The sequence below is a fragment of the Peptostreptococcus sp. genome (assembly GCF_036639115.1).
Lineage (GTDB): Bacteria > Bacillota > Clostridia > Peptostreptococcales > Peptostreptococcaceae > Peptostreptococcus.
In genome coordinates this window covers 278,814-304,664 of the sequence record NZ_JAVWJH010000001.1, presented here as the reverse complement: position 1 = coordinate 304,664, position 25,851 = coordinate 278,814, and the positions used below count along the sequence as shown (strand labels likewise).

General features: G+C 30.2%; 21 protein-coding genes and 1 other RNA gene. 1 reads left to right on the top strand and 21 read right to left on the bottom strand.

What is annotated here, in order from left to right; genetic code table 11:
• Positions 1-357: 357 nt before the first annotated feature.
• The 5 genes from RR561_RS01215 to RR561_RS01195 form a co-directional block, all read right to left on the bottom strand.
• Positions 358-1,530 carry a class I SAM-dependent methyltransferase gene (locus tag RR561_RS01215; RefSeq protein ID WP_332505612.1) on the bottom strand — a complete coding sequence of 391 codons (1,173 nt, stop codon included), beginning with the start codon at positions 1,528-1,530 and terminating at the stop codon, positions 358-360.
• Between the two features lie 327 nt (positions 1,531-1,857).
• Complete coding sequence (locus RR561_RS01210; protein ID WP_332505611.1) at positions 1,858-2,163, bottom strand: MTH1187 family thiamine-binding protein; 306 nt, start codon at positions 2,161-2,163, stop codon at positions 1,858-1,860.
• Positions 2,164-2,263: 100 nt separating this feature from the next.
• A complete protein-coding gene (locus RR561_RS01205) occupies positions 2,264-2,821 on the bottom strand; it encodes a hypothetical protein (RefSeq protein ID WP_332505610.1) in 558 nt (185 codons plus the stop codon).
• A gap of 143 nt (positions 2,822-2,964) precedes the next feature.
• Entirely contained in the window at positions 2,965-3,903 is a 939-nt protein-coding gene (locus RR561_RS01200) for a glycosyltransferase family 2 protein (RefSeq protein WP_332505609.1), read from the bottom strand.
• Positions 3,904-4,130: 227 nt separating this feature from the next.
• Positions 4,131-4,547, bottom strand: a complete 417-nt coding sequence (locus RR561_RS01195) for a GtrA family protein (RefSeq protein ID WP_332505608.1) — start codon at positions 4,545-4,547, stop codon at positions 4,131-4,133.
• 331 nt (positions 4,548-4,878) lie between these two features.
• Between RR561_RS01195 and RR561_RS01190 the strand changes: the two genes are divergently transcribed.
• Entirely contained in the window at positions 4,879-5,715 is an 837-nt protein-coding gene (locus RR561_RS01190) for a hypothetical protein (RefSeq protein ID WP_332505607.1), read from the top strand.
• Positions 5,716-5,922: 207 nt separating this feature from the next.
• Here RR561_RS01190 and RR561_RS01185 read toward each other — a convergent pair whose 3' ends face one another.
• From RR561_RS01185 to rpoN, 16 genes are all read right to left on the bottom strand, one after another.
• Positions 5,923-6,462, bottom strand: coding sequence for a hypothetical protein (locus tag RR561_RS01185; RefSeq protein ID WP_332505606.1), 540 nt, complete (start codon positions 6,460-6,462; stop codon positions 5,923-5,925).
• Between the two features lie 269 nt (positions 6,463-6,731).
• Entirely contained in the window at positions 6,732-7,883 is a 1,152-nt protein-coding gene (locus RR561_RS01180) for an agmatine deiminase family protein (protein ID WP_332505605.1), read from the bottom strand.
• Positions 7,884-8,184: 301 nt separating this feature from the next.
• Positions 8,185-8,534, bottom strand: a transfer-messenger RNA (tmRNA) gene (gene ssrA, locus RR561_RS01175).
• Positions 8,535-8,612: 78 nt separating this feature from the next.
• Complete coding sequence (gene smpB / locus RR561_RS01170) at positions 8,613-9,068, bottom strand: SsrA-binding protein SmpB (RefSeq protein WP_332505604.1); 456 nt, start codon at positions 9,066-9,068, stop codon at positions 8,613-8,615.
• Between the two features lie 106 nt (positions 9,069-9,174).
• Positions 9,175-11,832, bottom strand: coding sequence for a YfhO family protein (locus RR561_RS01165; protein WP_332505603.1), 2,658 nt, complete (start codon positions 11,830-11,832; stop codon positions 9,175-9,177).
• 306 nt (positions 11,833-12,138) lie between these two features.
• Positions 12,139-14,292: a ribonuclease R gene (gene rnr, locus RR561_RS01160; RefSeq protein WP_332505602.1), complete on the bottom strand. Its 2,154-nt coding sequence runs from the start codon at positions 14,290-14,292 to the stop codon at positions 12,139-12,141.
• Positions 14,293-14,466: 174 nt separating this feature from the next.
• A complete protein-coding gene (secG, locus tag RR561_RS01155; RefSeq protein WP_207654540.1) occupies positions 14,467-14,697 on the bottom strand; it encodes a preprotein translocase subunit SecG in 231 nt (76 codons plus the stop codon).
• 102 nt (positions 14,698-14,799) lie between these two features.
• Positions 14,800-15,435 carry a DUF3841 domain-containing protein gene (locus tag RR561_RS01150; RefSeq protein ID WP_332505601.1) on the bottom strand — a complete coding sequence of 212 codons (636 nt, stop codon included), beginning with the start codon at positions 15,433-15,435 and terminating at the stop codon, positions 14,800-14,802.
• Positions 15,436-15,725: 290 nt separating this feature from the next.
• A complete protein-coding gene (locus tag RR561_RS01145) occupies positions 15,726-15,947 on the bottom strand; it encodes a hypothetical protein (RefSeq protein WP_332505600.1) in 222 nt (73 codons plus the stop codon).
• 363 nt (positions 15,948-16,310) lie between these two features.
• Positions 16,311-17,603 (bottom strand): phosphopyruvate hydratase, encoded by a 1,293-nt coding sequence (gene eno, locus RR561_RS01140; RefSeq protein ID WP_332505599.1) that lies wholly within the window; start codon positions 17,601-17,603, stop codon positions 16,311-16,313.
• Between the two features lie 244 nt (positions 17,604-17,847).
• A complete protein-coding gene (gpmI, locus tag RR561_RS01135) occupies positions 17,848-19,374 on the bottom strand; it encodes a 2,3-bisphosphoglycerate-independent phosphoglycerate mutase (RefSeq protein WP_332505598.1) in 1,527 nt (508 codons plus the stop codon).
• A gap of 23 nt (positions 19,375-19,397) precedes the next feature.
• A complete protein-coding gene (gene tpiA, locus RR561_RS01130; RefSeq protein WP_332505597.1) occupies positions 19,398-20,138 on the bottom strand; it encodes a triose-phosphate isomerase in 741 nt (246 codons plus the stop codon).
• Positions 20,139-20,193: 55 nt separating this feature from the next.
• Complete coding sequence (locus RR561_RS01125) at positions 20,194-21,393, bottom strand: phosphoglycerate kinase (protein WP_442952292.1); 1,200 nt, start codon at positions 21,391-21,393, stop codon at positions 20,194-20,196.
• Positions 21,394-21,702: 309 nt separating this feature from the next.
• On the bottom strand, positions 21,703-22,710 hold the full coding sequence (gap, locus tag RR561_RS01120; RefSeq protein ID WP_332505596.1) for a type I glyceraldehyde-3-phosphate dehydrogenase: 1,008 nt from the start codon (positions 22,708-22,710) through the stop codon (positions 21,703-21,705).
• A 56-nt stretch (positions 22,711-22,766) separates the two neighbouring features.
• Positions 22,767-23,816 carry a sugar-binding transcriptional regulator gene (locus RR561_RS01115; RefSeq protein WP_332505595.1) on the bottom strand — a complete coding sequence of 350 codons (1,050 nt, stop codon included), beginning with the start codon at positions 23,814-23,816 and terminating at the stop codon, positions 22,767-22,769.
• Positions 23,817-24,153: 337 nt separating this feature from the next.
• The gene (gene rpoN, locus RR561_RS01110) at positions 24,154-25,497 is read right to left on the bottom strand and encodes an RNA polymerase factor sigma-54 (protein WP_332505594.1); all 1,344 of its coding nucleotides are present in this window, start codon (positions 25,495-25,497) and stop codon (positions 24,154-24,156) included.
• Positions 25,498-25,851 lie beyond the last annotated feature (354 nt).

The window sequence follows — 25,851 nt, the reverse complement described above, 5'->3', positions numbered from 1 at the left end:
TACTCTATTATATCACTATTTTTCTTGTGAATATTAATTTTTATCATTTTTTTCTTTATTGTAATAATTCCAAGTTATTTATTCGTTTTTTTTTCATTTTTGTAACTTCTCTATATATTTTTTTTATTTTTATCCAATTTAGTTATATATTTATATATAAACCTTATTTTTTGCTAGAGTTTAGGTTTTGACTAGTTTTTATAATGAAATTTATTTTTATATTAACCATCATTTATTTAATACCACAAATTGCTAGCTAATACACTTATTTGCAAATTCTAATTTAAAATTTGAAGTTTTCGCTTATAAATTTCTTGTTTTATATAAAGAAGCGTATTTACAAAACTTTAATATATTCTACAACCTTTCCTTTAATAGAGAATATAGAGTTTGTTCAAAGTTAAATTCTGCTCTAATTTTTTCCACTTCATCAATAGCCCTTTTCTTTTTTTCATTACTTATATTCGATTTCACCGCCCTTATAAGTATGTTTTTAGGAGAGTGTTCTATATCTATAAACTCTAATAGCTGCGTTTTATATCCCATAGCCTCCAATAAATTTGCTCTTATTGCATCAGTAAAGAGTGCTGATACTCTTTCTTGAATAATTCCATATTTTGTTATAATATCCAGACTATTTGGCTTAATTGTAGAGTTTATTTCATGCTGACAACAAGGAACTGAAAATATCATCTTTGCATTCCAATTTATTGCATTAAATAAGGCATAGTCAGTTGCTGTATCACAAGCATGCAATGTAATTACCATATCCACATTGTTCTCATACTTGAATCCATTAATATCACCTAACTCAAATTTTAAATTTTCGTAGTTATATTTTTCTGCCACTTCATTACAATTTTGGATAACATCCCTCTTAAGATCCAATCCTGTAATTTTGACATTCATTTCTTTTATTTCTGTAAAATAATAATATATAATAAATGTTAAATACGATTTTCCACAACCAAAATCAAGTATATGTAACACATTTTCACTTTCTTTTGAGTAATCTTTTTCAATATTTTTTACTTCATGATCAATTATCTCTACGAATCTATTTATCTGTTTAAATTTGTCGTATTTAGAATTTACTACCTTACCTTCTTTAGTAAATACACCAAGGTCTATCAAAGGAGGAATGATCATTCCCTCTTGTAATATATAATTTTTCTTTTTATTATGACTTGAGCTAATATTCACTTTGTTTTTTTGCTCATGTTTTGAGAAAAATACTTTTCCTTTTTTAGAAATTCTAATATCAAAGTTATACTCATTTGATATAGCAGACATCTGCTTAAAGTTCTCCATCAAAGATATCATTGTTTCTTCAAGATCTTCTTTCTCAATATTTTTATGAAAAACTTGCTTATCAGTAAATTTTTCAACTTGATATATTTCTTTATTTTTCAAATTTGTTAGATTTATCTTTATCTTTTCATATTCACTATCTTTATTTTTTTTATTACTAAAGACTATCCTAATAGGATTTTCTAAAACAATTTTTGCTATACTGTCATGTAATTCCATAACAACCTCCATTATATATTTAGATTCTAATAATATCACAAAATCCTTAAAAAAAACAAATGCATTTATTAAGATTTATTAAAGTTTGTTTGGTTTTTGATTGACTTAATAAATCTTTTCTTCTCCAATTTATTTTTTGATTATTTTTAAGCATTCTCTAATTAATTTTATAAGTTTTTATATAAATTCTATTGTACACCTATAAGAATTATATCACTATCTTCAATCTTTTGTTTGAAATTTAAAAGAGACATTGAAATTTCAATGCCCCTTATTATAACTTCTCTAATTATTAACTTTTATAGACAAACCAATTAATAAGTAAACTTATTTTTCTAGTTTTGATTTAACTGACTCTAGCTTCTGTTCCATAGTTGCTATTTTGTCACGTCTATCATCCACTTTGATTATAGAATACACTCTATCAACACCCTTATCAAATACGTCTTCTTGTATCTTTCTTATAAGTGCAAATATATCATCTATATTTCCTTCCATCACTGTTCCCATTGGGTTTAGAAGGTACTTCACTTTATTCTGCTCTTCTAATACTTGCTGAGCCCCTGCAACATACTTACTTGCACTTGTTGTTCCAGTTCCCAGTGGACAAACAGTTAACTCTACTACTGCCATTTAAATCACCCTTTCTTAAATAATATTTCCTATAATTAATTTACCCTATTTACTTAATGTTATTCTTTATTATATCAAAATATTAATACTAAATAACTTACTAAGCTTCCGTTACTTCCTCATCTTTGTAAGTTACTTCAATTCTTGATATAAAACGTAATTTAACCATCTGAAGAATTGCTACAAGCAATGCAACTATTACTCCATAAGAATATACAGCAAAATTATCAACACTTTGTGTCACACAGTAAGCAAATGCTATAGTCAAAAGCACTATTCCTGTATAATAAAACTTCTTGAGCTTTGCATTTTTAAGACTCTTATATACAAAAAATACTGCAAATACTACTATTATTATTTCAAATGCTATCAAAACACTGTTCGTCAATATTTTTTCACTCAAGAAAATATTTTGATCTATAATTTTCTGTCCGATTCCTTTGCCAGGTTTTGCCAAAATCATAGCTATCGAAAGTGCCATTACCAAGGATGTCTGAATTAGCGATATAATTGCTATACTTTTATCCTTTGATACTACTTCTGCTATCGGCTTTTGTTTTTCAACTTTATCTGCACCTAGATTTCTGTTTGGTTTAGAATTAGTCTTGTTCGCCTTTTTTTTGGATTTTTTCTTTTTTAAATCCTTCTTTGCTGTCATATTTCCTCCTACTACTTGTATTTGAATAGTTTCAAATGCTTATCCATATTTTTTAAGTTTATATGAATAGCTTATCCAAATATATTTTCAGTATATTTTTTTACTTACCATGCAATTATAATTTAATTACACTTATTTTTACTTTATTTTTTCTTTTCGGATGTTTCTTTAGCTATATAGATTGGTCTATTTTTGACTTCTAGGTAGCTCTTAGCAAGATACTGTCCCAATACGCCTATACTTAGAAGTTGAATACCTCCTAAAAAGAATATTGCACATATTATTGTTGGAAATCCCTGAACAGGGTCCCCAAATGCCACTGCTTTAATAAAGAATATCAAAAGCATAACAATGGATACCAGAAAACATATTATTCCAAGAAGACTAGAAAATATAAGTGGCATTGTTGAAAACGAAATAATTCCTTCTAATGAATACTTAAATAAACTCAACAAACTCCACTTACTTGTTCCATTTTCTCTTTCTACATTTTCGTACTTTATTTTGGTATTTTTATATCCTACCCAACTAAAGATACCTTTTGTGAACCTGTTATATTCTGATAACTCCAATACCGAATCAACAAATGACCTTGTCATCATTCTATAGTCAGTTGAATTTTCCTCTATATATGTATCTGATATCTTATTTATAAACTTATAAAATTGACGACTCAAAAAGCTTTTAATCTTGCCTTCACCTTTTCTGTCTTCTCTTATTGCACCTACACTATCATACCCTTCATTGATTATAAGCTCACTCATCTTTCTAAATAAGCTAGGAGGATGTTGAAGGTCTGCATCCATAAGAACTATCAAGTCTCCCTTGCTAGACTTTAAGCCAGCATATATGCCTGCTTCCTTACCAAAGTTTCTAGAAAAAGAAACATACCTTACAGAGTCATCCTTTTCTCTTAGTTTTTTTACTTTCGATAAAGTTTTGTCCCTAGATCCATCATCTATGAATATAAATTCATAACTAGAGAAATTTTCATTTTTTTTGATGTGTTCTAATACTTCTGTATAAAATTGTTCTACCATTTCTTCCTCATTATAACAAGGAACTATCACCGATAAAAACATATATTATCCCCCACTAAACTAAATATAAGTATTGTATCTAAACACATATCGTATTTGAATATTTCTTTTCATCAAACTACTAAACTTCCCTAGACTAACATTTGTTTGTCTGTAACAGTTCTCCCCCATGTCCAATCTAGTATTTAGTAATGTTAATACAATTTATTACTTATATACCTATATTAGACTATATATACTACATTATAAATTACAGATATTATAAAAACTTATCTGTATTTCTTAAATACTATCAGCTTACTAAATATATAGTTTAATATTACTACTATTACCGCTACTATCAGCTTTGATATCTTATCACTTACGCCAATCAATCCTACCATAACAAATAGTGATCCCGTTTCTATTGCTCCCGAAAGTAATCTTGCTCCAAAGAATAGGACTATCTCTCTAAATATAGAGTGGATAGAAAAATTAACTTTCTCAAAAACAAACAGTCTATTGGTTACATAGGCAAATACAACTGATAAAAACCATGCTATAACATTTGCTAGTAAATAGTGTATTGAAAACATACCTATACATGCAAAATATACAACAAAGTTAACCAGAGTTGTTAAGCCTCCAAATATTATATAATTGATTATTTCTTTGTATTTATCATATAAATCCAATATTTTTCTCATAAAATCTCCATTTTCTACCTTATATACAATACAATTTTACTATAAAACACTCTATTATACAACCGAAATCGGGCTTAAGTATTCCTATTATATATCTAAACGATTTATAAAATCAATCGCTAGCACTTACAATTGAATCCTATCTACTATAATACAATTTATTTTTATAGGCATTTGCCAATATTTTACAAATAAAATAAAATTATTTTATAGTTAATAATCATATTAACGCTACCTATTAAAAGCTGCTCTATTTACACATAACATTTGTAAACACTTATTAACAGCAATATGATATAATCAAATTAATATATAAAAAGGAGGTTGTACCATGAAAAAATTAACCATTATAGCTATGAGTATTGTCTGTTTGAGCCTCGTTGCCTGTAACAGACAGAATATTGCAAATAATAAGCAAGAAAACTTCTTAGAAAAAGCTATTTCTGTAAATAGTTCGAGCAATATGAAGACTAGAAGCAGGACAATTTCTACAGATGTCTATCAGGAATATAAAAATAAAGACAAGGTATATGGAAAAACTGTCCATACCATTGACCTTAAAAACAAACCAAATATCATAAAGATTGCTAATAAGGGTAGTCTAGGAGATGCAATTATCTATTATGTTATAAACAATAATAAAGTTGATGTATATAATGGAATTAATGATAAAGAAGCCTTTAACGTTCAGAGAGATCTTTCACTTTCAAGTAGTGAAGTTCCTTATATTTTAGATCTTTTAAGCTTAGAAGGAAACATCTCTGACTATGAAGTAATAAAAGAAGAAATAGTAGATGGTCATAGAACTATTAAGATTTCTTCCAATAGAAAACTTGATTATCTCAATGCAATCATTAAAAATATTTCTTCTCGTCCAGATCTTGAAAAAAACAAAGAAATAAAAGATACAATAAAAATTCTTAAACGAGGTACAAAATCATATTATTGGATTGACCAACAAACTTCTAAAATTGTTAAATACCAAGTGGACACAACTTTAGAAAACAAATTATCATACTATTTAGATCATAAGGGTGGAACTAATCCTCCTGTAAAGATCACTATGACTTCTAAAATTGATTATGACAACGTGAAAAAGCCAAAAATACCTAGCAATATTATAGAAACTAGTGATCTTAAAGAAACAGATAAAAATAATGATAATTAAAATTGCCATCTCGAAAAAATACTATATCAAATAAAAAGAGTGTATTTAAAATAAATACACTCTTTTTCATAAAATATATTTTATGTATATGTATATGATCTACTAATCAAATATCTTCGATTTAAAATATCTTCGATTTAAAATATCTTCGATTTAAAATATCTTCGATTTAAAATATCTCAGTCGTAAACTCTATATTTATAAATATTATTTAAAAATAGAAAGAATCTTATAATCACCATTAGCATCCCTAGCTAACATAAATATGCTTTCATTTGGATAATCTTTTTCAAAAGGCAATGCTAGTGATGCATTTTTCTTGTAATTAGTTTTAAATGAAACATCTAGTGTAATCGGATCATACAGTTTAACCGTTTTTCCTTTTTTATCCTTTATCTCTATTGGATTTTCATTCTCTTTTTGATGATCGTCCGTTTTAACAGATATAAGCTCACTGCTTTCTATAGCTTTATTGTAATCTTCATCCAACTTCTTTGATTCATCATCCTTTTTAGTATCGATAAAATTAACTTTCGTGGATTTTTTACTAGCGTCGATATCAATATCGGTATAAACGCATTCAACTCTTTTTTCATTTCCAAGATTTTCAACGTATCTTGACACCACATCAACAGGGTTTTTCTTCCATAGATTTTCAGAGCTAGTAGCAGTTTGCGTATTACTAGCACATGAAGTCAAAAATATTGACATCAAACAAATTGTAGCTAAAAATTTTTTATACTTCATAAAATACCTCCTTCAAATAGTATATTACTTTTATCAACTAAAATATTGCTACATCCCATAAAAATATTTAATTATATATCTACTTATAAAATTCATCTAGAGAAAAATATATTTTTATTACTTAAATAAAAACAATCTTGTATTTGTTCTCAATTACAAAATATTTTAGAATTTATAATATATTAAAATTTATTCTCAAGCTCTTGATAAGATTATACCATTTTTGAAGTAGTTTGTATTGATTTATAATCGAAATGATTTTTGTGCGATCAAAATTTTTCCACTTTATTTTTTAAATTTACTGCTTGTTGCTGAGTAACACAGTGAATCATCCCACCTTCTTTATATAACTCTCTAACATCGATCCCTACTACTTCTTTATTTGGATACAAATTTTCTATTATATTATTAGCAATATTGTCATTTGAATCATTGTAATTAGGAACAAGTATGACTTTATTTGCTATATAGAAGTTTATATAACTGCCTTTATAACCTAGATCTTTACCACCTTTTAATTTAACATTTTCTTTTGTCAAAGGTAAATATTTATATTTATATTTTTCTTTATCTATATTTTTGGCACCCAATAAAATTTCAATATCATGTTCACTTACTCCCCACTCTTTTAAGTCACTCTTATCTAGAGCTATAATTGTTGAGTTGTTGTAAAATTTTGCAAATCCATCAATGTGAAAATCTGTTATATCTATCCCAGGTTCACCATCTAACCATATGAAATTTTCCACTCCATAAATTTTTCCTACATAGTCTTCTAGTTCCTTTTGAGTGAATTTTTTATTTCTATTTTTATTTAATATTGAGCTCTTTGTTGCTAAAAAAGTTCCATTCCCATCTAGCTCAACTGCTCCACCTTCCAAGACAAGATCCTTTAAATCTATTCTTTCAATTTCTAACTTTTCACTTAAATTTTTCACTACTGCATTAGATTTTTTATAAGGTTCTTTCTTGCCCCAACCATTAAATCCCCAATCTAAAATTTTCAATTCATTATCCCTATCATAGACAAATATTGGGCCATTATCTCTTACCCAAACATCATCATTTTTTTCCACAAAAAAATCTATTTTTTCCATATTAATTTTTTCTTTTTTTAAAAGTCCGTCTATTCTATTTTTTTCTTTATTATTATATGCAATTATATGTACATTTTCACCCTTAGATAAGTGCCTTGTCATTGTAATCCAAATATCTTCTATACTTTTTTGATAGCTAGCTCCATATGTATACTTATGTGGCCATTGTAACCAAGTTCCTTCATGTTTATCATCTTCTGCAGGCATATAGTAAGAATCCTCGTTTATAGCTTTATAATTATTTGTATAATATTTATTCATAACCCCTCCAAACAAAATCAATACTGCTAATAGTAAAAAAAGAACTTTTATTTTTTTATTCATCAAAACCTCCTCTTGTCTATAAGTTAATTATAAAGCTTATCACAATATCATAGTCAACTATAATTTCAAAACTTTTACAATTATCTCTGTTACAAACTCACTATCCGAAGAAATCATTGATAAATCTATATTTAAAGTTTCACCTATTTTTTACATAGAATCTCTCTATAATTATTTATATATATTAACTTATATTAGTTTTTTATGATTCTTTAACATTTTATCTATTGCTGTATATTTTTGTAATAAAAAAGGAAATACCAAACTTTAGTTTAGTATTTCCATAAGCTTCACCATAATTTGGTGGAGATGAGGGGAGTCGAACCCCTGTCCGTAAGCCAATTCATCGTTGCATCTACATGTTTAGTCAGCTCTTCAATGTTCTCGACTCCTTTGATACCGAGTGACAGGTGTCAAATTTGTCCGGCCTTAATTGTTCTACTCTAGGTCAAGGCACCCCAAGAGCAGTTTCCTGCATAAATGGTGTCAGCTCTTAATCGGCAGGTAGACTAAGAGGGACAAGCTACACTAGGCAGCTAATAAATTTTCTTCGTTTGCGTTTGTTTTAAATTTCCCCAGTTTTTACGTGACCCAGAGTAACACGACATGCAGCCCCAACTTCAAAACCCACGTCGAAACCGGTGCATCCCCGGATAAAACCTTCAGTATCAAACGCATCAATACTAAGGCTATCTAGTAATACTATTTTACTATAAAACAATCCTAAAATCAATACTTTGGACTTAATTCCCTCTGAATTCTTCTCTGGGCATCCTTTTTTGCAAGATCTTGTCTCTTGTCATATAATTTTTTACCCCTAGCTAGACCAATCTCTATCTTTACTCTACTATTTTTTAAATATACTCTTAGTGGAACCAAAGAATATCCTTTAATGGTAATTGCCCCTATCAATTTTTTAATTTCATACTTATGTAAAAGCAACTTTCTTACCCTTAATGGATCAACGTTATTTATATTTCCCTGTTCATAAGGACTTATGTGTACTTGCTTCAAAAATACTTCTCCATTATCAACTGAAGCATATCCTTCTTTAAGGTTTATTTTTCCGTTTCTTATAGATTTTACTTCTGTTCCTTTTAGCTCTATTCCACACTCATATACCTCATCTATGAAATAGTCATGTCTTGCTTTTTTATTTGTAGCCAATACCTTTATTCCTGCCATCTTATTCACCTTCCTTTAGCAAAAGTATATACACAATATACTGCTGACAATTTTTAAAGGCCAGCAATATATTATGTTTTTATTTTTTTAGAATACAATTTTAATATTATTCTTCATCATTATTTGACCAACCCTCGGCCCTTGAATGCTTTCCTGTGTATTCTTCCTCTTCCTTTATACTTACTCTTTTTATTTTATAAAGTATAAAAAGTATTATACCCAATATTGATACAATATATCCCATACTTTGATACGGCCTATCATACTTAAATTCTACTGTGTGTTCACCTGGCTCTAACTTAACTGCCATAAACCCTACGTTAGCCTTATAGATTTTGGACTCCACTCCATCAATCTTTGCGCTCCACCCCTTGTCATAAGGAATAGATATAAACATAAGCTTATTGCCTTCATTAGATATATTACCCGTAAAACCATTATTTAATAGTTCAAGGTCTTCAAGATGTTCTTTTCCTAATTCTTTTGAATATTCATCTACTACATTCATCTCTCTAAGTTCCAATGATATATCTTCCATTATAAATTCAGATTCAGTTGGTAAGTTTAATGTAAGTTTTCTATGTCCCTTTTTTACAAACCCAGCATTTATAATTACATCTTTTTCGCCTGTGTACCATTTAGAGCTTGGCTTTGTAAGATCTATAGTAGAATAACTCTTACCATTTGTAAGATATATTCTTTCGACTCCTTTTATAGAATCTACGTCTGGAAGTTTAATATAGAGTTCACCGTCATTTGGAACATCACACTCTATATCTACATTATATCCTGAACCAGCCGTTACTTTTCCATTTAAATCACTCTTTACTTCTAAATCCCTTCCCTTTAGTTTAATATCACTCAAAACGCCAGAATTTAGATGCTTTACATCACCTATATTGTCTTCTATTAGACATGCTCTCATCATTGCTTCTTGCATGTCTAAAGTACTCAAAGAGGCAACTTCATATGGTTTTATATAGTTTTCATATGTAAAACCAAAAGGAATATAGTTTTTATTTATATAAAGATTTTCGTGTCCTACATTAACAAAACCATAAGGTACTCTATCATCATTTCCTTTTACATAATATTTTACTGACATTATATCATCTAGTATTGCTCTACTGTCAAAGTTATGTACTCTTGTTATTGGAGATGCCTTTGCATTTCTATAGACCATATTAAACTTTGAGAGATTCTTATTTTCTATACTATAATATACTGAAGAAGATGGATATCCAAATATATCTGAAAAATTCATACTTTTCTGATCTGAATTATCTACTCGATCTAGAGTTCCTTTAGTTGTTTTAGATACAGCCTTTAAAGTATCATCCTGTAGTATCTTATCCATTTGGCTAAAGTCCATCAATACATCTTGCTTCAAGGCATCATAGCCATATACACCCATATTTATTCCCAAAGCTACAAATATCATAATAGAAAAAGCTGATCTTTTAATTTTTCCACTTTTCCTAGATAATATAAACATTATCGCAATAGTTATTAAAACTGGTAACATATTTGCCAAAAATGTCTTTGATTTCAAATCAATAGATCTTGCATTTGCTGTATTTACCTCAACATATATATACATTCCCATATATGCAATAAGTATAATTCTTAAAATATTTTTCCTAAAACTATCCATATTTAAGAGGTTTTCAAACTGATCCACAAATATATATGCAAACATTAGCTCAACTACAAAATACCATCTATAATTGTCATACGAAAACCCTGTTATAGCGCTTTGAAGCTTTGGAACTGTTATTAACAATATTAATAGGAAAAACAAAATCTTTATTTTTTTATTTCCCTTATTTGAAAACAAACTTATAATTGCAAATAAAGTTACTACCGATATTCCTAACATTACAAAGCTCGATATATTAGGTGCTTTAAACATATCCATAAAATAGTGTATAAAATCTTCTCCACCTACCACCAAAGGTATATCATACGCCAAAGATTGATTTCTATAACTATTTAAAAATCCATATGCAACTGGAAGCAATACCGCCCCAGCTATCATAACCGAAATTATATAACTTATAATCCCTCTTCCAAATAAAATCATTGTTTTTGAAAAACCAATTTTTTTAAGTTGAAAAAGAATACTTACTATAGCATATACAAATGCTAGTATCGCTATTATATATGAAAAATATACATTCATAAAAATAGATAAAGTTGATACAACTATAAAAAATGTAACTTTGTTGTACCTTATCATTTTATCCACACCAACTATCATCAAGGGCATCAAAATCATCGCATTTACAAAATACGGATGCATCAGTCCACCTGATAGTGAATAGTTTGAAAATGTATATATCAACGCACCTAAGGCTATTGCTTTGTTGTTTTTTTGAAAATGTATACACATATATACAAAAGCAATTCCAGCGAGATACATTCTAAGTCCAAGACTAATATAATAAAGTAAGTTAGGATCAACCCAGCTAAAAATTCCTAGCAAAATATTTAATGGATCTGTTAGACCATAGTAATGATAAGTAGCCATTACATCCTGTCCTAGTCCAAGATTAAAGTTGAATTTTTCTGCGCCACTAAACAAATTCGCAAAAAAATCACTCAAATAAAACTGAGTTGGATAATGTTGTACTAATGCATCTGAATTGTACACTAGACTCTTGTTGTTCATATAGAAAATAGTCACTATAATACCAGCAAGCACTGCAAACCCCAGTGTATAATACAGATAGATAAGTATTTTATCTGTTTTTTTTCTTTCCATACAAAACTCCTTTATTTATTCAATTGTATAGTTATTTTGCTCCATATTTTCACTAAAATAACCATACTAGATATACCCTAAAAAGAGCACATCTAGTATTTAATAATTATGTAATCCACCAAAGGATCACATCTAATATTTAAAACTTCACATTCCTATTATATATCATTTTTTCTAATAATTAAATTTTTTATACTCTAAAAAAATTTAGTTTGCGTGAATATCCAATAGCAAATAAATCTTTTCCTGTTTTAATCTAAATACTAGATATTAATATATATATTTATAACTCTATGCTTAATTAAATTATTTATTTTCCTGTTTTTTATTAAATATATCTGTTACTAGGTCAAAGTCTATTTCTCTTGTTGGAATATCAACATTCGATACTTTTACTCTTAATCTCTGTCCCAACTTTAGGATTGCCTTAGTATGTTCACCTACAAGTATCATTGAATTTTCATAATAAGTAAAGTAATCAGGTAATTCTTGAAGTCTAATTAGACCCTCTACACCATTTGGAAGCTCTACAAATACTCCAAAAGATGTAACTCCAGATATATGTCCTCCAAACTCTTCACCCACATAGTCACTCATAAATACAGCCTTATAATAATCATCTACATCTCTTTCAGCCAATTCAGCCTCTCTTTCCTGAGTAGATGATTGATTACATACGCCTTCCAATAAGTCAGAAAAATGTTTTATTCTATCCTTAGATAAATTTCCATCGATGTGTTCTTTTATAATTCTATGTATCTGAAGATCTGGGTACCTTCTTATAGGTGACGTAAAATGTGTATAGTACTGAGCAGCCAATCCAAAGTGACCAAGACATTCTGGTGAATACCTCGCCTGCTTCAGTGTTCTCAACATAATCGTACCTATAGCCTGCTTTGCCTCTCTATCTTCTATACTTTCCAATACCTTTTGAAGATCTTTTGGTCTTATCTTCCCTTTGCTCATTGCCATTTTATATCCATACTCATTGATAAAGTTTTTTAATCTTTGAACCTTCTCTTCCTCAGGATCTTCATGGACTCTATAAACAAATGGGAACTTTAACCAATAAAAATGCTCTGCTATTGTTTCATTTGCCAAAAGCATGAACTCTTCTATCATCTTGTTTGAAGTTCTTCTTTCATACTCTTCAATCTTCATCGGATATCCCTTAGAATCTAAAACAATCTTTGATTCAGGGAAATCAAAATCAATTGCCCCTCTTTTTTCTCGTCTATCTCTAAGAATTTCAGCCAACTTTTCTGCATTTTTTAGATTTTCTACAAAATCAGCATATTTATCCATCATTTGAGAATCATCATTTTCTAAAAGATTACTTATTTCAGTATATGTCATTCTTGCTTTTGATTTTATTATTGATTTCTTTATTGTATGATTTTCTACATTTCCGTTATTAGGATTAACGTCCATAATACAAGATAGAGTCAACCTTTCTACATCAGGATTTAGTGAACATATTCCATTTGATAGCTCTCTAGGAAGCATTGGTATTACCTTATCAACAAGGTATACTGAAGTTGCTCTATCCAAGGCCTCTTTGTCAAGCGGAGAGTTTTCTGTAACATAATGAGTAACATCCGCTATATGAACTCCCAATCTGTAGTGTCCATTATCCAAAAGCTCCACTCCAATAGCATCATCAAAGTCTTTCGAATCATCTCCATCTATTGTATAAACAGTTTCTTCTACAAGATTTAATCTTCCCTTTCTTTCATCTTCTAATATATGATCTGGTATCTTAGCGGTCTGATTGGCTACCTTCTTTGGAAATTCTTCCTTTAATCCATGAGCCCTCACTATAGAGTCTATCTCTACATATCTTTCGCCAGACTGACCTATGATTTCAATTATCTTTCCTTCAGGTTTTTTGCCTTCTTTAGGCCAAACAACTATTTCGCACACTACTTTATCATTATTTTTGGCTCCACTGATGAAGTTTCTTGGTATAAATATATCTTGATCAAATTTCTTGTTATCTGGCACTACAAATCCAAATGCCTTGCTTTTTTGAAATAGCCCTACAACAGTCTCATTTTCTCTTTTTAATATTTTTACTACCACACCTTCTGGTCTTCTTGTTTCAGTGGCTTCTTTAGTCAGTTTTGCTATTACAATATCACCCTCAAAGGCTCCTTCTCTATCATCTTCTGGAATAAATACATCTTTTTCATCCCCCTCAGACTCTACAAATCCAAAACCTCTTTTTGTGGCTCTAAACTTACCCTTTTTCATACCGTATTGTTCTAAACTTCCAACCTTGCCTCTTTTATTTATAAATATATCTCCATCTTCTGCCAATTCATCTAATATAGCAAAAAATTCATTTTCGTCATTTTCACTTTCTACAAATATTTTTAATAGGTCTTCCTTTTTACTAGCCTTATAGGCTTCTTCATTTATTAGACCTAATATTTTTTCTTTAATATCATTCGGTAACATATCTTACCTCCTCTTCCATATGATTAAATTATACCTACTATTTTAGGTATTTACAACTTTTCTTTGCCTCAATTTCTTATTTAGGAATCTTCTATTATGTATTTATATTTTTTTAATAAAAATGTATAAAAAAACACCCAAACAATCAAGAGATTGCAAGGATGTTTAGATTTATTATTTCATTACGATTACCAACGCAATTGCATTTATAAAAAACAGAACAGACACTATCTTAGTCATTCTATTCAAGAATGCTTCTTTACCCTTTGGCTTAAAGTATGCCTGTGAAGATGAATCCTCTATAAATACCTGCGTTTGAGTTTGTTTGCTCTCTTGTGGCAATACTACTATAATCATTATTATACTCAAAGCTACCTGAATAGCCATCAATACATTTCCTAACATAATATCCTCCTCGTTACAATTACTTTCTCATAAAAATTCAAACATAATTATAACATAAAATTATCTAAAATACAATAAGATCAATACTTATATAGGTCACTTTTAATCCATTATGTATTCGTCTGGTATTCTTTCCCCGACATTGACAACATATTTAACCCACTCTTTTTTTATTTCCCAGATATTAGCTTGGACATCAAATATATTCCATTCATCTATTTCAAAAATTCTAGGCCAACTTGCCTTTATCTTTTCCACTTCTTTCGGAAACATTCTTGAATACCTTCCCTCTATAAATTCATATGAGTTATTAAATCCCTTTTCTTTTATATTTTTTTGATAAGAGACTAAATCTTCATTATTTATTGGAACATAATGAAGGTTTAATACATAATCCCACTTCATTCCACTGAAATACATAATCTCATCATCTGGAACCTCAATGATATAAGATACTTCATCCTCAGATGGTCTCATACAGTTTCTGGCACTCACCGAACACCATATCTGATACTTGACATCACTAGGCTTTTGTATCCGTTTAGAAGCTTCTACAACAAACCAATCATAGCTTTTAATGAAGTGTTCTGATATATCTTCAAAATGACTTCTTATATATTGTTTCTTATTAAAAAATCTTCCTGTTTCATTTAGTATTTGCCAAGATTTTTTATCTTGAGTTGTAAATAAAATAGTCTTTCCATTTTTAGAATATGGATTTTTAAATTTTTTATTCATAAGCTTACCTCCAGTTAAGTGTAATATTATCAATATTTATGTTTATATCTATTCTTTATATTTATATTTATATCTATATCTATATCTGTGTTTATATCTGTGTTTAAATTTATATCTACATCTTTGTATTTATATTTATATTTATATTTATATTTATATATTCATTATAACAGTATATCTACATTTTTATAACAGCTACAGAAATATTTTTTCATAATATTACAAAAACAATAAAAGGAGATACATATTTTAATATCTCCCTTTATCTAGATTTATATTAAATTAATAGACTAACCCTTAAAAAATCTATTAAACTTTATGACTTCTCCGTCATTAAATCTATATTTTATATACATTTCTCCTATTAGCAGCGAGACTAGACCAATTGCGCCCAACATTTCTCCATAATAAGGGTTAATCTTAAAGATGAAATAAGAGAATATGTTCCAGACGATAAATATCACAAATAATGTAATACCATAAAAATCAGTTTTTTTCACTTCTTTTTTCATATCTAGCCACCTCCAAAAAAATTAATATATATTTTTACAAATCTCTATAAGTACATCATATCACTATTTGTGAGAATTTTCTATACATTCTGAGATAAAGGTATAGAAAGCTCTTCATTAATTTTTAGTCATCCATATTTTCTATAATTTTAATCTTAATGTATACAACTATTTTATAACTTTTAAAATTTTTACATCACTTTTTATTTTTAAAATCAGCTTAAATATAAAAACATTTTCTTAAATTTCTCATATAATTCTCATATAAAAAGTAGGCTCTTAGAATTTTCTAAGAACCTACTTTGTTTCAAGAGTTGCCTAATATGTTTTAGACACAACTTATTTATATTTTAATATTTTAGATTACTTATCTAGATTGTAGAATGAATTTAACTGTTCATATCTAGAGCTTTCACCTATCATTTCTTCTATTCTCAATAATTGGTTATATTTAGCTACTCTATCAGTTCTTGATGGAGCACCTGTCTTTATCTGACCAGCGTTTACTGCAACTGCAATATCTGCTATTGTAGTATCTTCTGTCTCACCTGATCTGTGAGATATAACTGCAGTATAACCTGCTCTTTTAGCCATTTCTATAGCGTCAAGAGTTTCAGTAAGAGTACCGATCTGATTTACCTTTATAAGTATTGAGTTAGCTACTCCTCTTTTTATACCTCTTTCAAGTCTTTCTGTGTTTGTAACAAATAAATCATCACCAACTAGCTGAATCTTCTTACCAAGTCTTTCAGTAAGAGCCTTCCAACCATCCCAATCTTCTTCATCAAGACCGTCTTCTATTGTTATAATTGGGAATTCATTTACCCAACCTTCGAATAATTCTATCATTTCAGCTGATGTTAAAACCTTGCCTTCTCCCTTTAGTTCATACTTAGAAGTTTCACTATTATACATTTCTGAAGCAGCAACGTCCATACCTAACATTACATCTTTACCTGGTTCTAATCCAGCACCCTTAATAGCTTCAACTATTAATTCTAATGCTTCTCTATTTGAATCAAGGTTTGGAGCAAATCCACCTTCATCACCTACACCGCAAGCAAGTCCTCTTTCTGCAAGAACACTCTTTAGTGAATGGAATACTTCTGCGCCCATTCTTAGAGCTTCTGCGAAACAACTTGCACCTACTGGAAGGATCATAAATTCCTGAACGTCTACATTATTGTCGGCATGCTCACCACCGTTTAATATATTCATCATAGGAACTGGTAACTGCTTTGCATTTACTCCACCTAAATACTGGAATAATGGCAATCCTATCTCATCTGCTGCTGCTCTAGCTACGGCTAGAGAAACACCTAATATAGCATTCGCACCTAGCTTACTCTTGTTTGGAGTTCCGTCTATTTCACACATTAGGGCATCTAATCCTGGCTGATCAAAAGCATCTGTACCTTCTACTTCAGGAGCAATTATTTCATTTACATTGCTTACTGCATTTAAAACACCCTTACCTAAGTATCTACTCTTATCACCATCTCTTAATTCTACTGCTTCAAACTGTCCTGTAGAAGCTCCTGATGGTACTATAGCAGTCGCCTGAGCGCCACTTTCAAGTATAACTTCCACCTCTACTGTTGGGTTACCTCTTGAATCTAACACTTCTCTTGCATATACTAATTCAATAGCTGACATATAGTCTCTCCTCTCACTCAAATACATATTATTTAAATCTCTTAAAATACGATTGCTATAAGTAGACGAACTCCATATAAAACTTATTTTATACAAATAAATGATGGGTAAATTTGTAAAAGTAATAAAATTATATTTTGTTTTTATATAAAGTTTCGTCGACTTTTAGCTTTCCATATTATTTTTTTGTTTGATTTATATCTAATTTATATATTAAAATATTATTAGCTTTATAATGCACAGATTATTTTATTAAACTGTGTCCTGTCATTTCTTTTGGTTCTTCTAGATTCATCATAGATAAAACTGTTGGAGCTATATCTGATAATCTACCATCTTTCAAAAGTTCTTTATTCTTAAACTCTTCACCAACTACTATAAATGGAACTGGATTAGTAGAGTGTGATGTAATAGGTCTCTTTGTCTTTTTATCTATCATTAATTCTGCGTTTCCATGGTCTGCTGTGATTATTCCACTTCCGCCTAAACTAACTACTTTCTCAAACAATTTTCCTACACACTCATCTACTGTCCTTATAGCTTTTTCTGTTGCTCCTATGTCTCCTGTATGTCCTACCATATCAGGATTTGCAAAGTTTACAGCCACGAAATCATACTTATCTTCATCAAGTGCAGCTAGTAGCTTTTCAAGAAGTTCATATGCAGACATCTCTGGTTGCATATCATATGTAGCTACCTTTGGAGAAGGTACTAATATTCTATCTTCCCCCTTATATGGCTCTTCCTTTCCTCCATTGAAGAAGAAAGTAACATGAGCATATTTTTCTGTTTCTGCAGCTCTTAACTGATTCTTACCATTGTTAGATAAGTACTCTCCTAGAGTATTTACTATCTTTTCTGGTCCAAAAGCAACACTTACATCTTCCATTGTTGCATCATATGTAGTCATACAAACAAACTTAGTTGGAATCAAAGTTCTTTTGAAACCATCAAATTTTCTATCTGTTATTGCTCTAGTAATTTCTCTTGCTCTATCTGGTCTAAAGTTGAAAAATATTACTGAATCATTTTCTTCAAGCTTTGTTACCGGCTTTTGATCTTCTGTAATAACTGTAGGAACTACAAACTCATCATTTACACCTGCTTTGTATGAATCTTCCATACACTGAAGTGCTGATGTTGAGTAATTTCCCTTAGCATCTGCTATAGCTTCGTATGCCTTTTCTACTCTATCCCATCTCTTATCTCTATCCATAGCATAATATCTTCCAGATATGCTGGCAAACTTACCTAAACCTGTCTGATCCATATATGCTTGAAGTTCTTTTATATATATTTCACCACTTTGAGGGTCTGTATCTCTACCATCCATAAATGCATGAACAAATACATTAGAAACATTGTTCTTCTTTGCCATATCTAAAACTGCCTTTAGATGGTCTATATGTGAATGAACACCACCATCTGATAAAAGCCCTAATATATGAAGATTTTTATCCTTAGCATTTTCCATTGCTGATAATAGCACTGAATTTGTAAAGAAATCTCCATCTACTATTGCCTTTGATATCTTTGTTAGTTCTTGATATACAACCCTACCAGCACCTATGTTAGTATGACCTACTTCAGAGTTTCCCATCTGCCCATTTGGCAAACCAACATCTAGACCACTTGCATTTATTAGAGTATGAGGATACTCCTTGCACAAAGCGTCTAAGTTAGGTGTTCCAGCAAGTGCTATTGCATTGCCTTCTGTTTCTGGAGTATATCCAAAACCATCCATTATTGTTAAAACTACTGGTTTTTTCATAATCATCTTCCTTTACAATTTAATTAAAACTTTAATAATCCTAAGAAGTCTTCTGCCTTCAATGATGCTCCACCTACTAATGCTCCATCTATATCAGACTGTCCCATTATTTCAGCTACATTTGCTGGCTTAACACTTCCACCATATTGAATTCTTACCTTGTCTGCTAATTCTCCAAACATAGCTCTTATGATATTTCTTATTTCAGAAATAACTTCATTAGCCTGTTCAGCTGTAGCAGTCTTACCTGTTCCTATTGCCCATATTGGTTCGTAAGCAACTACTACCTTTTCTATATCCTTTGAATCTACATTTGCAAGACCCTTTTCTATCTGTCCCTTTACCTTTTCTATAGTCTTATTAGCTTCTCTTTCTTCAAGAGTCTCACCACAGCAAAGTATTGGATTTATTCCTACTTCTATAGCCTTTAAAACCTTCTTGTTACAGCTTTCATCAGTTTCATTGAAGTACTGTCTTCTTTCTGAGTGTCCTATAATTACATAGTCCATTTCTAACTCTACAAGGTTCCCTGGTGCTACTTCACCTGTGAAAGCCCCAGAATTTTCATAGTGCATATTCTGAGCCCCTATCTTTATATTAGTACCCTTTGTAGCTTCCTTTAAATCTTTTAGTAAAGTAAAAGGTGCACATATCAAAACTTCTACATCGCCTTCTGTCTTTCCCTTTATTCCGTCTACAAATTCAAGACCTTCCTTTATAGTTTTATTCATCTTCCAGTTTCCTGCAATTATTGGTGTTCTCATATCAAGTCTCCTTATATATTAACTTTAATCTTTTTATTTTTCTATTTTGTTACCCTTACTTATTATCTAGTGCTGCTATTCCAGGAAGTTCTTTTCCTTCTAAGAATTCTAGTGATGCTCCACCACCTGTTGATATGTGGCTCATCTTATCTCCAAATCCCATCTGATTTACAGCTGCTGCAGAATCTCCTCCACCTATTATAGTAGTGGCATCTGTATTTGCCATAGCTTCTGCTATAGCCTTTGTTCCCTTTGCAAAGTTTTCAAATTCAAATACTCCCATAGGTCCATTCCAAACTATTGTCTTTGATGATTTTATCGCTTCTGCAAATATTTCTCTTGTCTTTGGTCCTATATCTAGTCCCATACAATCTGCTGGTATATCTCTACCTTCAGATATATGAGGAGTAGCATCTTCAGCATACTTATCTGCATATACTACATCTACTGGTAATAATAGCTTTACACCCTTTTCTTCTGCCTTAGCCATCATTTCTTTTGCATAATCTATTTTGTCTTCTTCCAATAATGAAGTTCCTATTTCATGACCTAATGCCTTGATGAATGTATATGCCATACCTCCACCTATTATCAAAGTGTCCACCTTTTCAAGTAGATTGTTAATAACACCAAGCTTACTACTAACCTTTGCGCCACCTAGTATTGCTAAGAATGGTCTCTTTGGATTTTCCACAGCTGAACCTAAGAAATCTATCTCCTTTTGAATTAGATATCCACAAACTCTTTCCTCTAAAAATTCACCCGCACCTACAGTTGAGCAATGAGCTCTGTGTGCTGTACCAAATGCATCATTTACAAATACATCTGCCAAAGAAGCAAGTTCTTTTGAGAAGTTTTCTTCATTCTTAGTTTCTTCTATTCTATATCTCGTATTTTGTAGAAGTACTACATCTCCATCTTTCATTTCAGAGACAGCCTTCTTTGCATTTTCTCCTACAACATTATCGTCAGCTGCAAATAACACTTCCTTGCCAAGCATTTCAGATAATCTCTTTGCTACTGGAGCAAGAGTAAGTTCAGGCTTAGCTTCTCCCTTTGGTTTTCCAAGATGTGAGCAAAGAATTACTTTTGCACCCTTGTCAATTAAGTACTTAATTGTTGGCATTGCACCTACTAATCTATTTTCATCTGTTATTTCTCCATCTTTTAGTGGTACATTAAAGTCGCATCTTACTAGGCACTTTCTACCCTTTACATCGATATCTTCAATAGTTTTTTTGTTAAGCATTGTCATAAAAAATCTCCTTCGCATTATGTTAAACATATTATTTATTATATTACATACTATATATTTTTAAAAACCTTTTAAAAGCCTCTTAGATATACTAAAACGTATATATGAGTAATTATATCATATTTATACGATATTAGCATAGCACATATAAAATAAGTTATGTTTAAAAATAATTTTTAAATTCACCTTTTAAAAAAAGTCCGAGGCAATAGAAATCTATATTCTCGGACTTTTAATCACTGGCGCTTATTAGATAATATCTTTTTAAAGACAATCTTTCAGCCAGATTAATTTTAATTTTGCTTATTATTACTTAGCTAAGCTTCCTAATAATCCTAATGTTCTTATTAACTGAGAAGTGTAAGACATTTCATTGTCATACCAAGCAACAGTCTTAACTAACTGCTTTCCGCCTACTTCTAAAACCTTTGTTAGTGTAGCATCAAATAATGATCCGTAGCTGATACCTACTATATCACTTGATACTAACTGTTCTTCTGTGTATCCGAAAGATTCATTTGAAGCTTCCTTCATTAGAGCATTTACTTCTTCTACTGAAGTATTCTTGTCTAATACACAAACTAATTCAGTTATTGAACCTGTTGGAACTGGAACTCTCTGTGCAGCACCATCAAGCTTACCTGCTAATTCTGGTATAACAAGACCTATTGCCTTTGCAGCACCTGTTGTATTAGGAACTATATTTTCTGCAGCTGCTCTACCTCTTCTTAGATCACCCTTTGCATGAGGGCCATCTAGAGTATTCTGATCATTTGTATAGGCATGTATTGTAGTCATAAGACCTTCAACTATACCAAACTTGTCATTTAATACCTTAACCATTGGAGCTAGGCAGTTTGTAGTACAAGAAGCACCTGAAACTACTGTTTCACTTCCATCTATTATATCAGAGTTTACATTATATACTATAGTCTTAAGATCTCCTGTTGCTGGTGCAGATATAAGAACTTTCTTAGATCCAGCCTTTATATGAGCTTCTGCCTTTTCCTTTGAAGCAAATAGACCAGTACATTCTAATACTATATCAACATCTAATTCTCCCCAAGGAAGATTTTCAGGGTTTCTTTCTGAAACAACCTTTATTTCTTTTCCATTTACTATGAAAGCACCGTCTTCAACAGTTATTTCACCATTAAATCTACCCTGTGCAGTATCATACTTAAATAAATGTGCTAATGTATGTGAATCTGTCAAGTCGTTTATAGCAACAACTTCAAACTTATCACTTTGTTCCATCATCTTTCTTAATGCTAATCTACCTATTCTACCAAATCCATTGATTGCAACCTTTACCATAACTAATACCTCCAAAAAATTGTTTTTATTTAAAATTTAAAATATTGTTTGCTTACTTATATTGTTTCTTCTGATAGCTTATTTAATATTTCCTTTGCACTGTTTTCATCTGTTATTAAAGTTAGATTTTTATTAAGTTTATACAATGCTAAGAAAGAATCGACTTTATCACTACCTGCAAAGACTACTATTGAATCTTTTGCGTTTTTATACATATCTATATCAATTCCAACTGTATTCAGCTTCATCACTATTTCGCCATTTTTATCGAAATAGTATCCAAAGGCCTCTCCTATTGCTCCCTTGGCTTTTAGCTTTTCAATGTCTTCATAAGACATTCCTCTTCTCTTTCCCATGACATCTGCTCTACCTATACTAAATATTACTTTGTCAGATACTCTCAAATGATCAAGAGTTCTTCTTACATCAGGTATAGACATCAATGTTTCTCTAGCGCTTCCATCTAATTCATCTGGTACATACAAAAATTCAACTTGTGCTCCTAAGTTCTTAGCAAATGATGCTGCTATACTGTTCGCTTGAATCTCTATATCTGATCCAACACTTCCTCTAGTAGGCATCACTATTACATCGCTATAATCTTCCTCATAACCTTTATCATTTTTAAGGTTATAAGCAACTTGCCTCATTGTTGTACCACCCGCTATAGCTATTTTGTCATGAGGGTTGAGATTTTTCAAAATATACTTTGCTGCAGATTTTGCAACTCCATCTGTAATCATATCCTTAGACTCATTTACATTCTTGGATATAACAACATAGTTTATTCCTAATTTATCCCTCAACTTTATTTCTAAGTCAGATATTCCCATGATTTCTCCCATCACTGAATCCAACTTTTCCAATATTTCTTTTCCTTCATCAGTAATAGTCATACCAGATACCGCTATATCTATAAGTTTCTTTTCTTTAAGAAAATCAATCTCTGTTCTAGTAGTCCTTTCACTCAAATCAAGTATATTGGATAACATTCTTCTTCCAATAGGTTGACTTATTGAGATTTGCCTTAGTATTGCATATCTCTTTTCCATCAATTCTATCGCCTGAGGAATAATTTTTTTCTGAACCTCTATCAAACTATTCATTTACGCCCTCTTTTCTAAAAAATACGGGTTGTTATGTGTCCCAGACTTTCATTATCCGTCCCACATTTATGATTATATACTTGTGGGACAAAAACTTCAATACCTTTTTGGTATTTTTTTCATTTTTTTGTAAAATAAAAGCTATTTTTATCCACTGTACTATATGTATACCCGTTATTTCAATGTTTTCACTCTTTTTTCATTTTTAATATTTTTATTTTTATTACAGGGACATATATTGACCCTATCTATAAATAATACACTCTCAACAAAAAAATAGCAAGTATATTTAATCATATACCTGCTATTAGCTATTATTTTATATCATTACTATTAATTATAGTTCTTTTCTTTTGGAAGATCCAAGGTATCCTAGCTCTTCTCTATACTTTGCCACTGTTCTTCTCGCTATATCAACACCCTTTTCCTTTAGTAAATCTTCTATTTTTTTATCACTAAGTGGTTTCTTTTTATCCTCATTCTCTATTATAACTTTGATTTTATCTTTTATTGAATTTGAAGACACTGCATTTCCATCCTCTTTGACATAAGCATTCGTAAAGAAGTACCTTAATTCATACATTCCTTTTTCTGTAATCATATACTTGTCACTTACACCTCTACTGATTGTAGATACATGACAATCTAAAACTTCTGCAAGTTCTGTCATCATAAGCGGCTTTAAGTCTTCATCGTTATCAAAAAATCCTCTCTGAGCATCTATTATCATGTTGGCAATATTTACTACAGTAGTATTTCTTTCAGAAACATCATTCATCATTTTTTTCGCTGAATTAAGTTTTTCTTTTATATATTGTTTTGCTTCTTTATCATCAGTATTCATCAATAAATCTTTATAGTAAGGATTGACACTCAACCTCATCCTCTTTTCATTATATGCAACAGCAACCGACTTTCCATCAATCTTTTTTACAATTACATCTGGGTAAACATACACTGTAGTATCATCATAGTAATCTTCAGTTGGCTTGGGTTCCAAGCTTTTAATAAATTTTATAAAGTCAATTACCTCTTCTTTTTTTAGTCTATATCTAGATGAAAGCTGCTGTATATTCATATTTGCAATCAAATTGAGATCTTTTACTATCATCTCTTCAAAAACTTCACTATATATTCCATTTCGTCTTATCTGAAGTATTATACATTCCTGAAGATTTCTAGCACCTATTCCAGCTGGTTCCAGTGACTGTATTATCTCTAAGCACTCTTTAAAAAAATCGATACTAATATGAAGCTTTTTTCTTATCATTTCTTCGTTTTCTCTTAGGTATCCATCTCTATCTAAGCTATCAATAAGATACTTACAAATATTTTTCTGATAAAAAGGAATCTTCATCATACTAATCTGAGCATATAAACTATCATAAAGAGTATCTACACTCATTGTCATATTTTCAAAGTCAAACTCATCATCTTCATTATATGCAACTTCATTTTTATCAAATCTAAAAGAACTTCTTTCGTCCTTAAAATATTTCTCCCAGTCTATCTCATTTTTGTCTATACTTACATCCAGTAGAGGATTTGACTCAGATTCTAATTCTACGGCTTCTTCTAATTCATGACGCCCCATGTTTAGCACCTTTAATGATTGCACCAAATTATTTGAAATTGTTATTTTCTGTGCTAATGTCTGGCCAATTCTATTTTCTAACGCCATTTAATCACTCTCCTTCTACCAAAGAAATTATCGTTAATTATCATTTAAACAAACTCATTTCTATTTTTAACTTTTTTTTATTACTTATTAACATTTTTTTACATTTATTTTATTATTTTTTTTTAATTATAAACAATTCTCTTCTTCATTCTTCTCTTGTAAATCATTACTTTCACTGTTTTTCAATTTTTGTATCTATATATTATTATAACATAACTAATCAATATTTATAATAATAATGAGCACTATATATTTTACAAATAAGCAATTTTAGGAATATATATTTGATATTAGAATCTTTTCATTACTTTATTAAGAATATAATCCATTGGGCTAGTGCATACATATAAAAAT

Excerpts from the sequence above, each read along its gene's own strand:
- RR561_RS01215 (WP_332505612.1), bottom strand. The coding sequence starts at position 1,530 with ATGGAATTACATGACAGTATAGCAAAAATTGTTTTAGAAAATCCTATT.
- RR561_RS01210 (WP_332505611.1), bottom strand. The coding sequence starts at position 2,163 with ATGGCAGTAGTAGAGTTAACTGTTTGTCCACTGGGAACTGGAACAACA.
- RR561_RS01205 (WP_332505610.1), bottom strand. The coding sequence starts at position 2,821 with ATGACAGCAAAGAAGGATTTAAAAAAGAAAAAATCCAAAAAAAAGGCG.
- RR561_RS01200 (WP_332505609.1), bottom strand. The coding sequence starts at position 3,903 with ATGTTTTTATCGGTGATAGTTCCTTGTTATAATGAGGAAGAAATGGTA.
- RR561_RS01195 (WP_332505608.1), bottom strand. The coding sequence starts at position 4,547 with ATGAGAAAAATATTGGATTTATATGATAAATACAAAGAAATAATCAAT.
- RR561_RS01190 (WP_332505607.1), top strand. The coding sequence starts at position 4,879 with ATGAAAAAATTAACCATTATAGCTATGAGTATTGTCTGTTTGAGCCTC.
- RR561_RS01185 (WP_332505606.1), bottom strand. The coding sequence starts at position 6,462 with ATGAAGTATAAAAAATTTTTAGCTACAATTTGTTTGATGTCAATATTT.
- RR561_RS01180 (WP_332505605.1), bottom strand. The coding sequence starts at position 7,883 with ATGAATAAAAAAATAAAAGTTCTTTTTTTACTATTAGCAGTATTGATT.
- smpB (WP_332505604.1), bottom strand. The coding sequence starts at position 9,068 with ATGGCAGGAATAAAGGTATTGGCTACAAATAAAAAAGCAAGACATGAC.
- RR561_RS01165 (WP_332505603.1), bottom strand. The coding sequence starts at position 11,832 with ATGGAAAGAAAAAAAACAGATAAAATACTTATCTATCTGTATTATACA.
- rnr (WP_332505602.1), bottom strand. The coding sequence starts at position 14,292 with ATGTTACCGAATGATATTAAAGAAAAAATATTAGGTCTAATAAATGAA.
- secG (WP_207654540.1), bottom strand. The coding sequence starts at position 14,697 with ATGTTAGGAAATGTATTGATGGCTATTCAGGTAGCTTTGAGTATAATA.
- RR561_RS01150 (WP_332505601.1), bottom strand. The coding sequence starts at position 15,435 with ATGAATAAAAAATTTAAAAATCCATATTCTAAAAATGGAAAGACTATT.
- RR561_RS01145 (WP_332505600.1), bottom strand. The coding sequence starts at position 15,947 with ATGAAAAAAGAAGTGAAAAAAACTGATTTTTATGGTATTACATTATTT.
- eno (WP_332505599.1), bottom strand. The coding sequence starts at position 17,603 with ATGTCAGCTATTGAATTAGTATATGCAAGAGAAGTGTTAGATTCAAGA.
- gpmI (WP_332505598.1), bottom strand. The coding sequence starts at position 19,374 with ATGAAAAAACCAGTAGTTTTAACAATAATGGATGGTTTTGGATATACT.
- tpiA (WP_332505597.1), bottom strand. The coding sequence starts at position 20,138 with ATGAGAACACCAATAATTGCAGGAAACTGGAAGATGAATAAAACTATA.
- RR561_RS01125 (WP_442952292.1), bottom strand. The coding sequence starts at position 21,393 with ATGACAATGCTTAACAAAAAAACTATTGAAGATATCGATGTAAAGGGT.
- gap (WP_332505596.1), bottom strand. The coding sequence starts at position 22,710 with ATGGTAAAGGTTGCAATCAATGGATTTGGTAGAATAGGTAGATTAGCA.
- RR561_RS01115 (WP_332505595.1), bottom strand. The coding sequence starts at position 23,816 with ATGAATAGTTTGATAGAGGTTCAGAAAAAAATTATTCCTCAGGCGATA.
- rpoN (WP_332505594.1), bottom strand. The coding sequence starts at position 25,497 with ATGGCGTTAGAAAATAGAATTGGCCAGACATTAGCACAGAAAATAACA.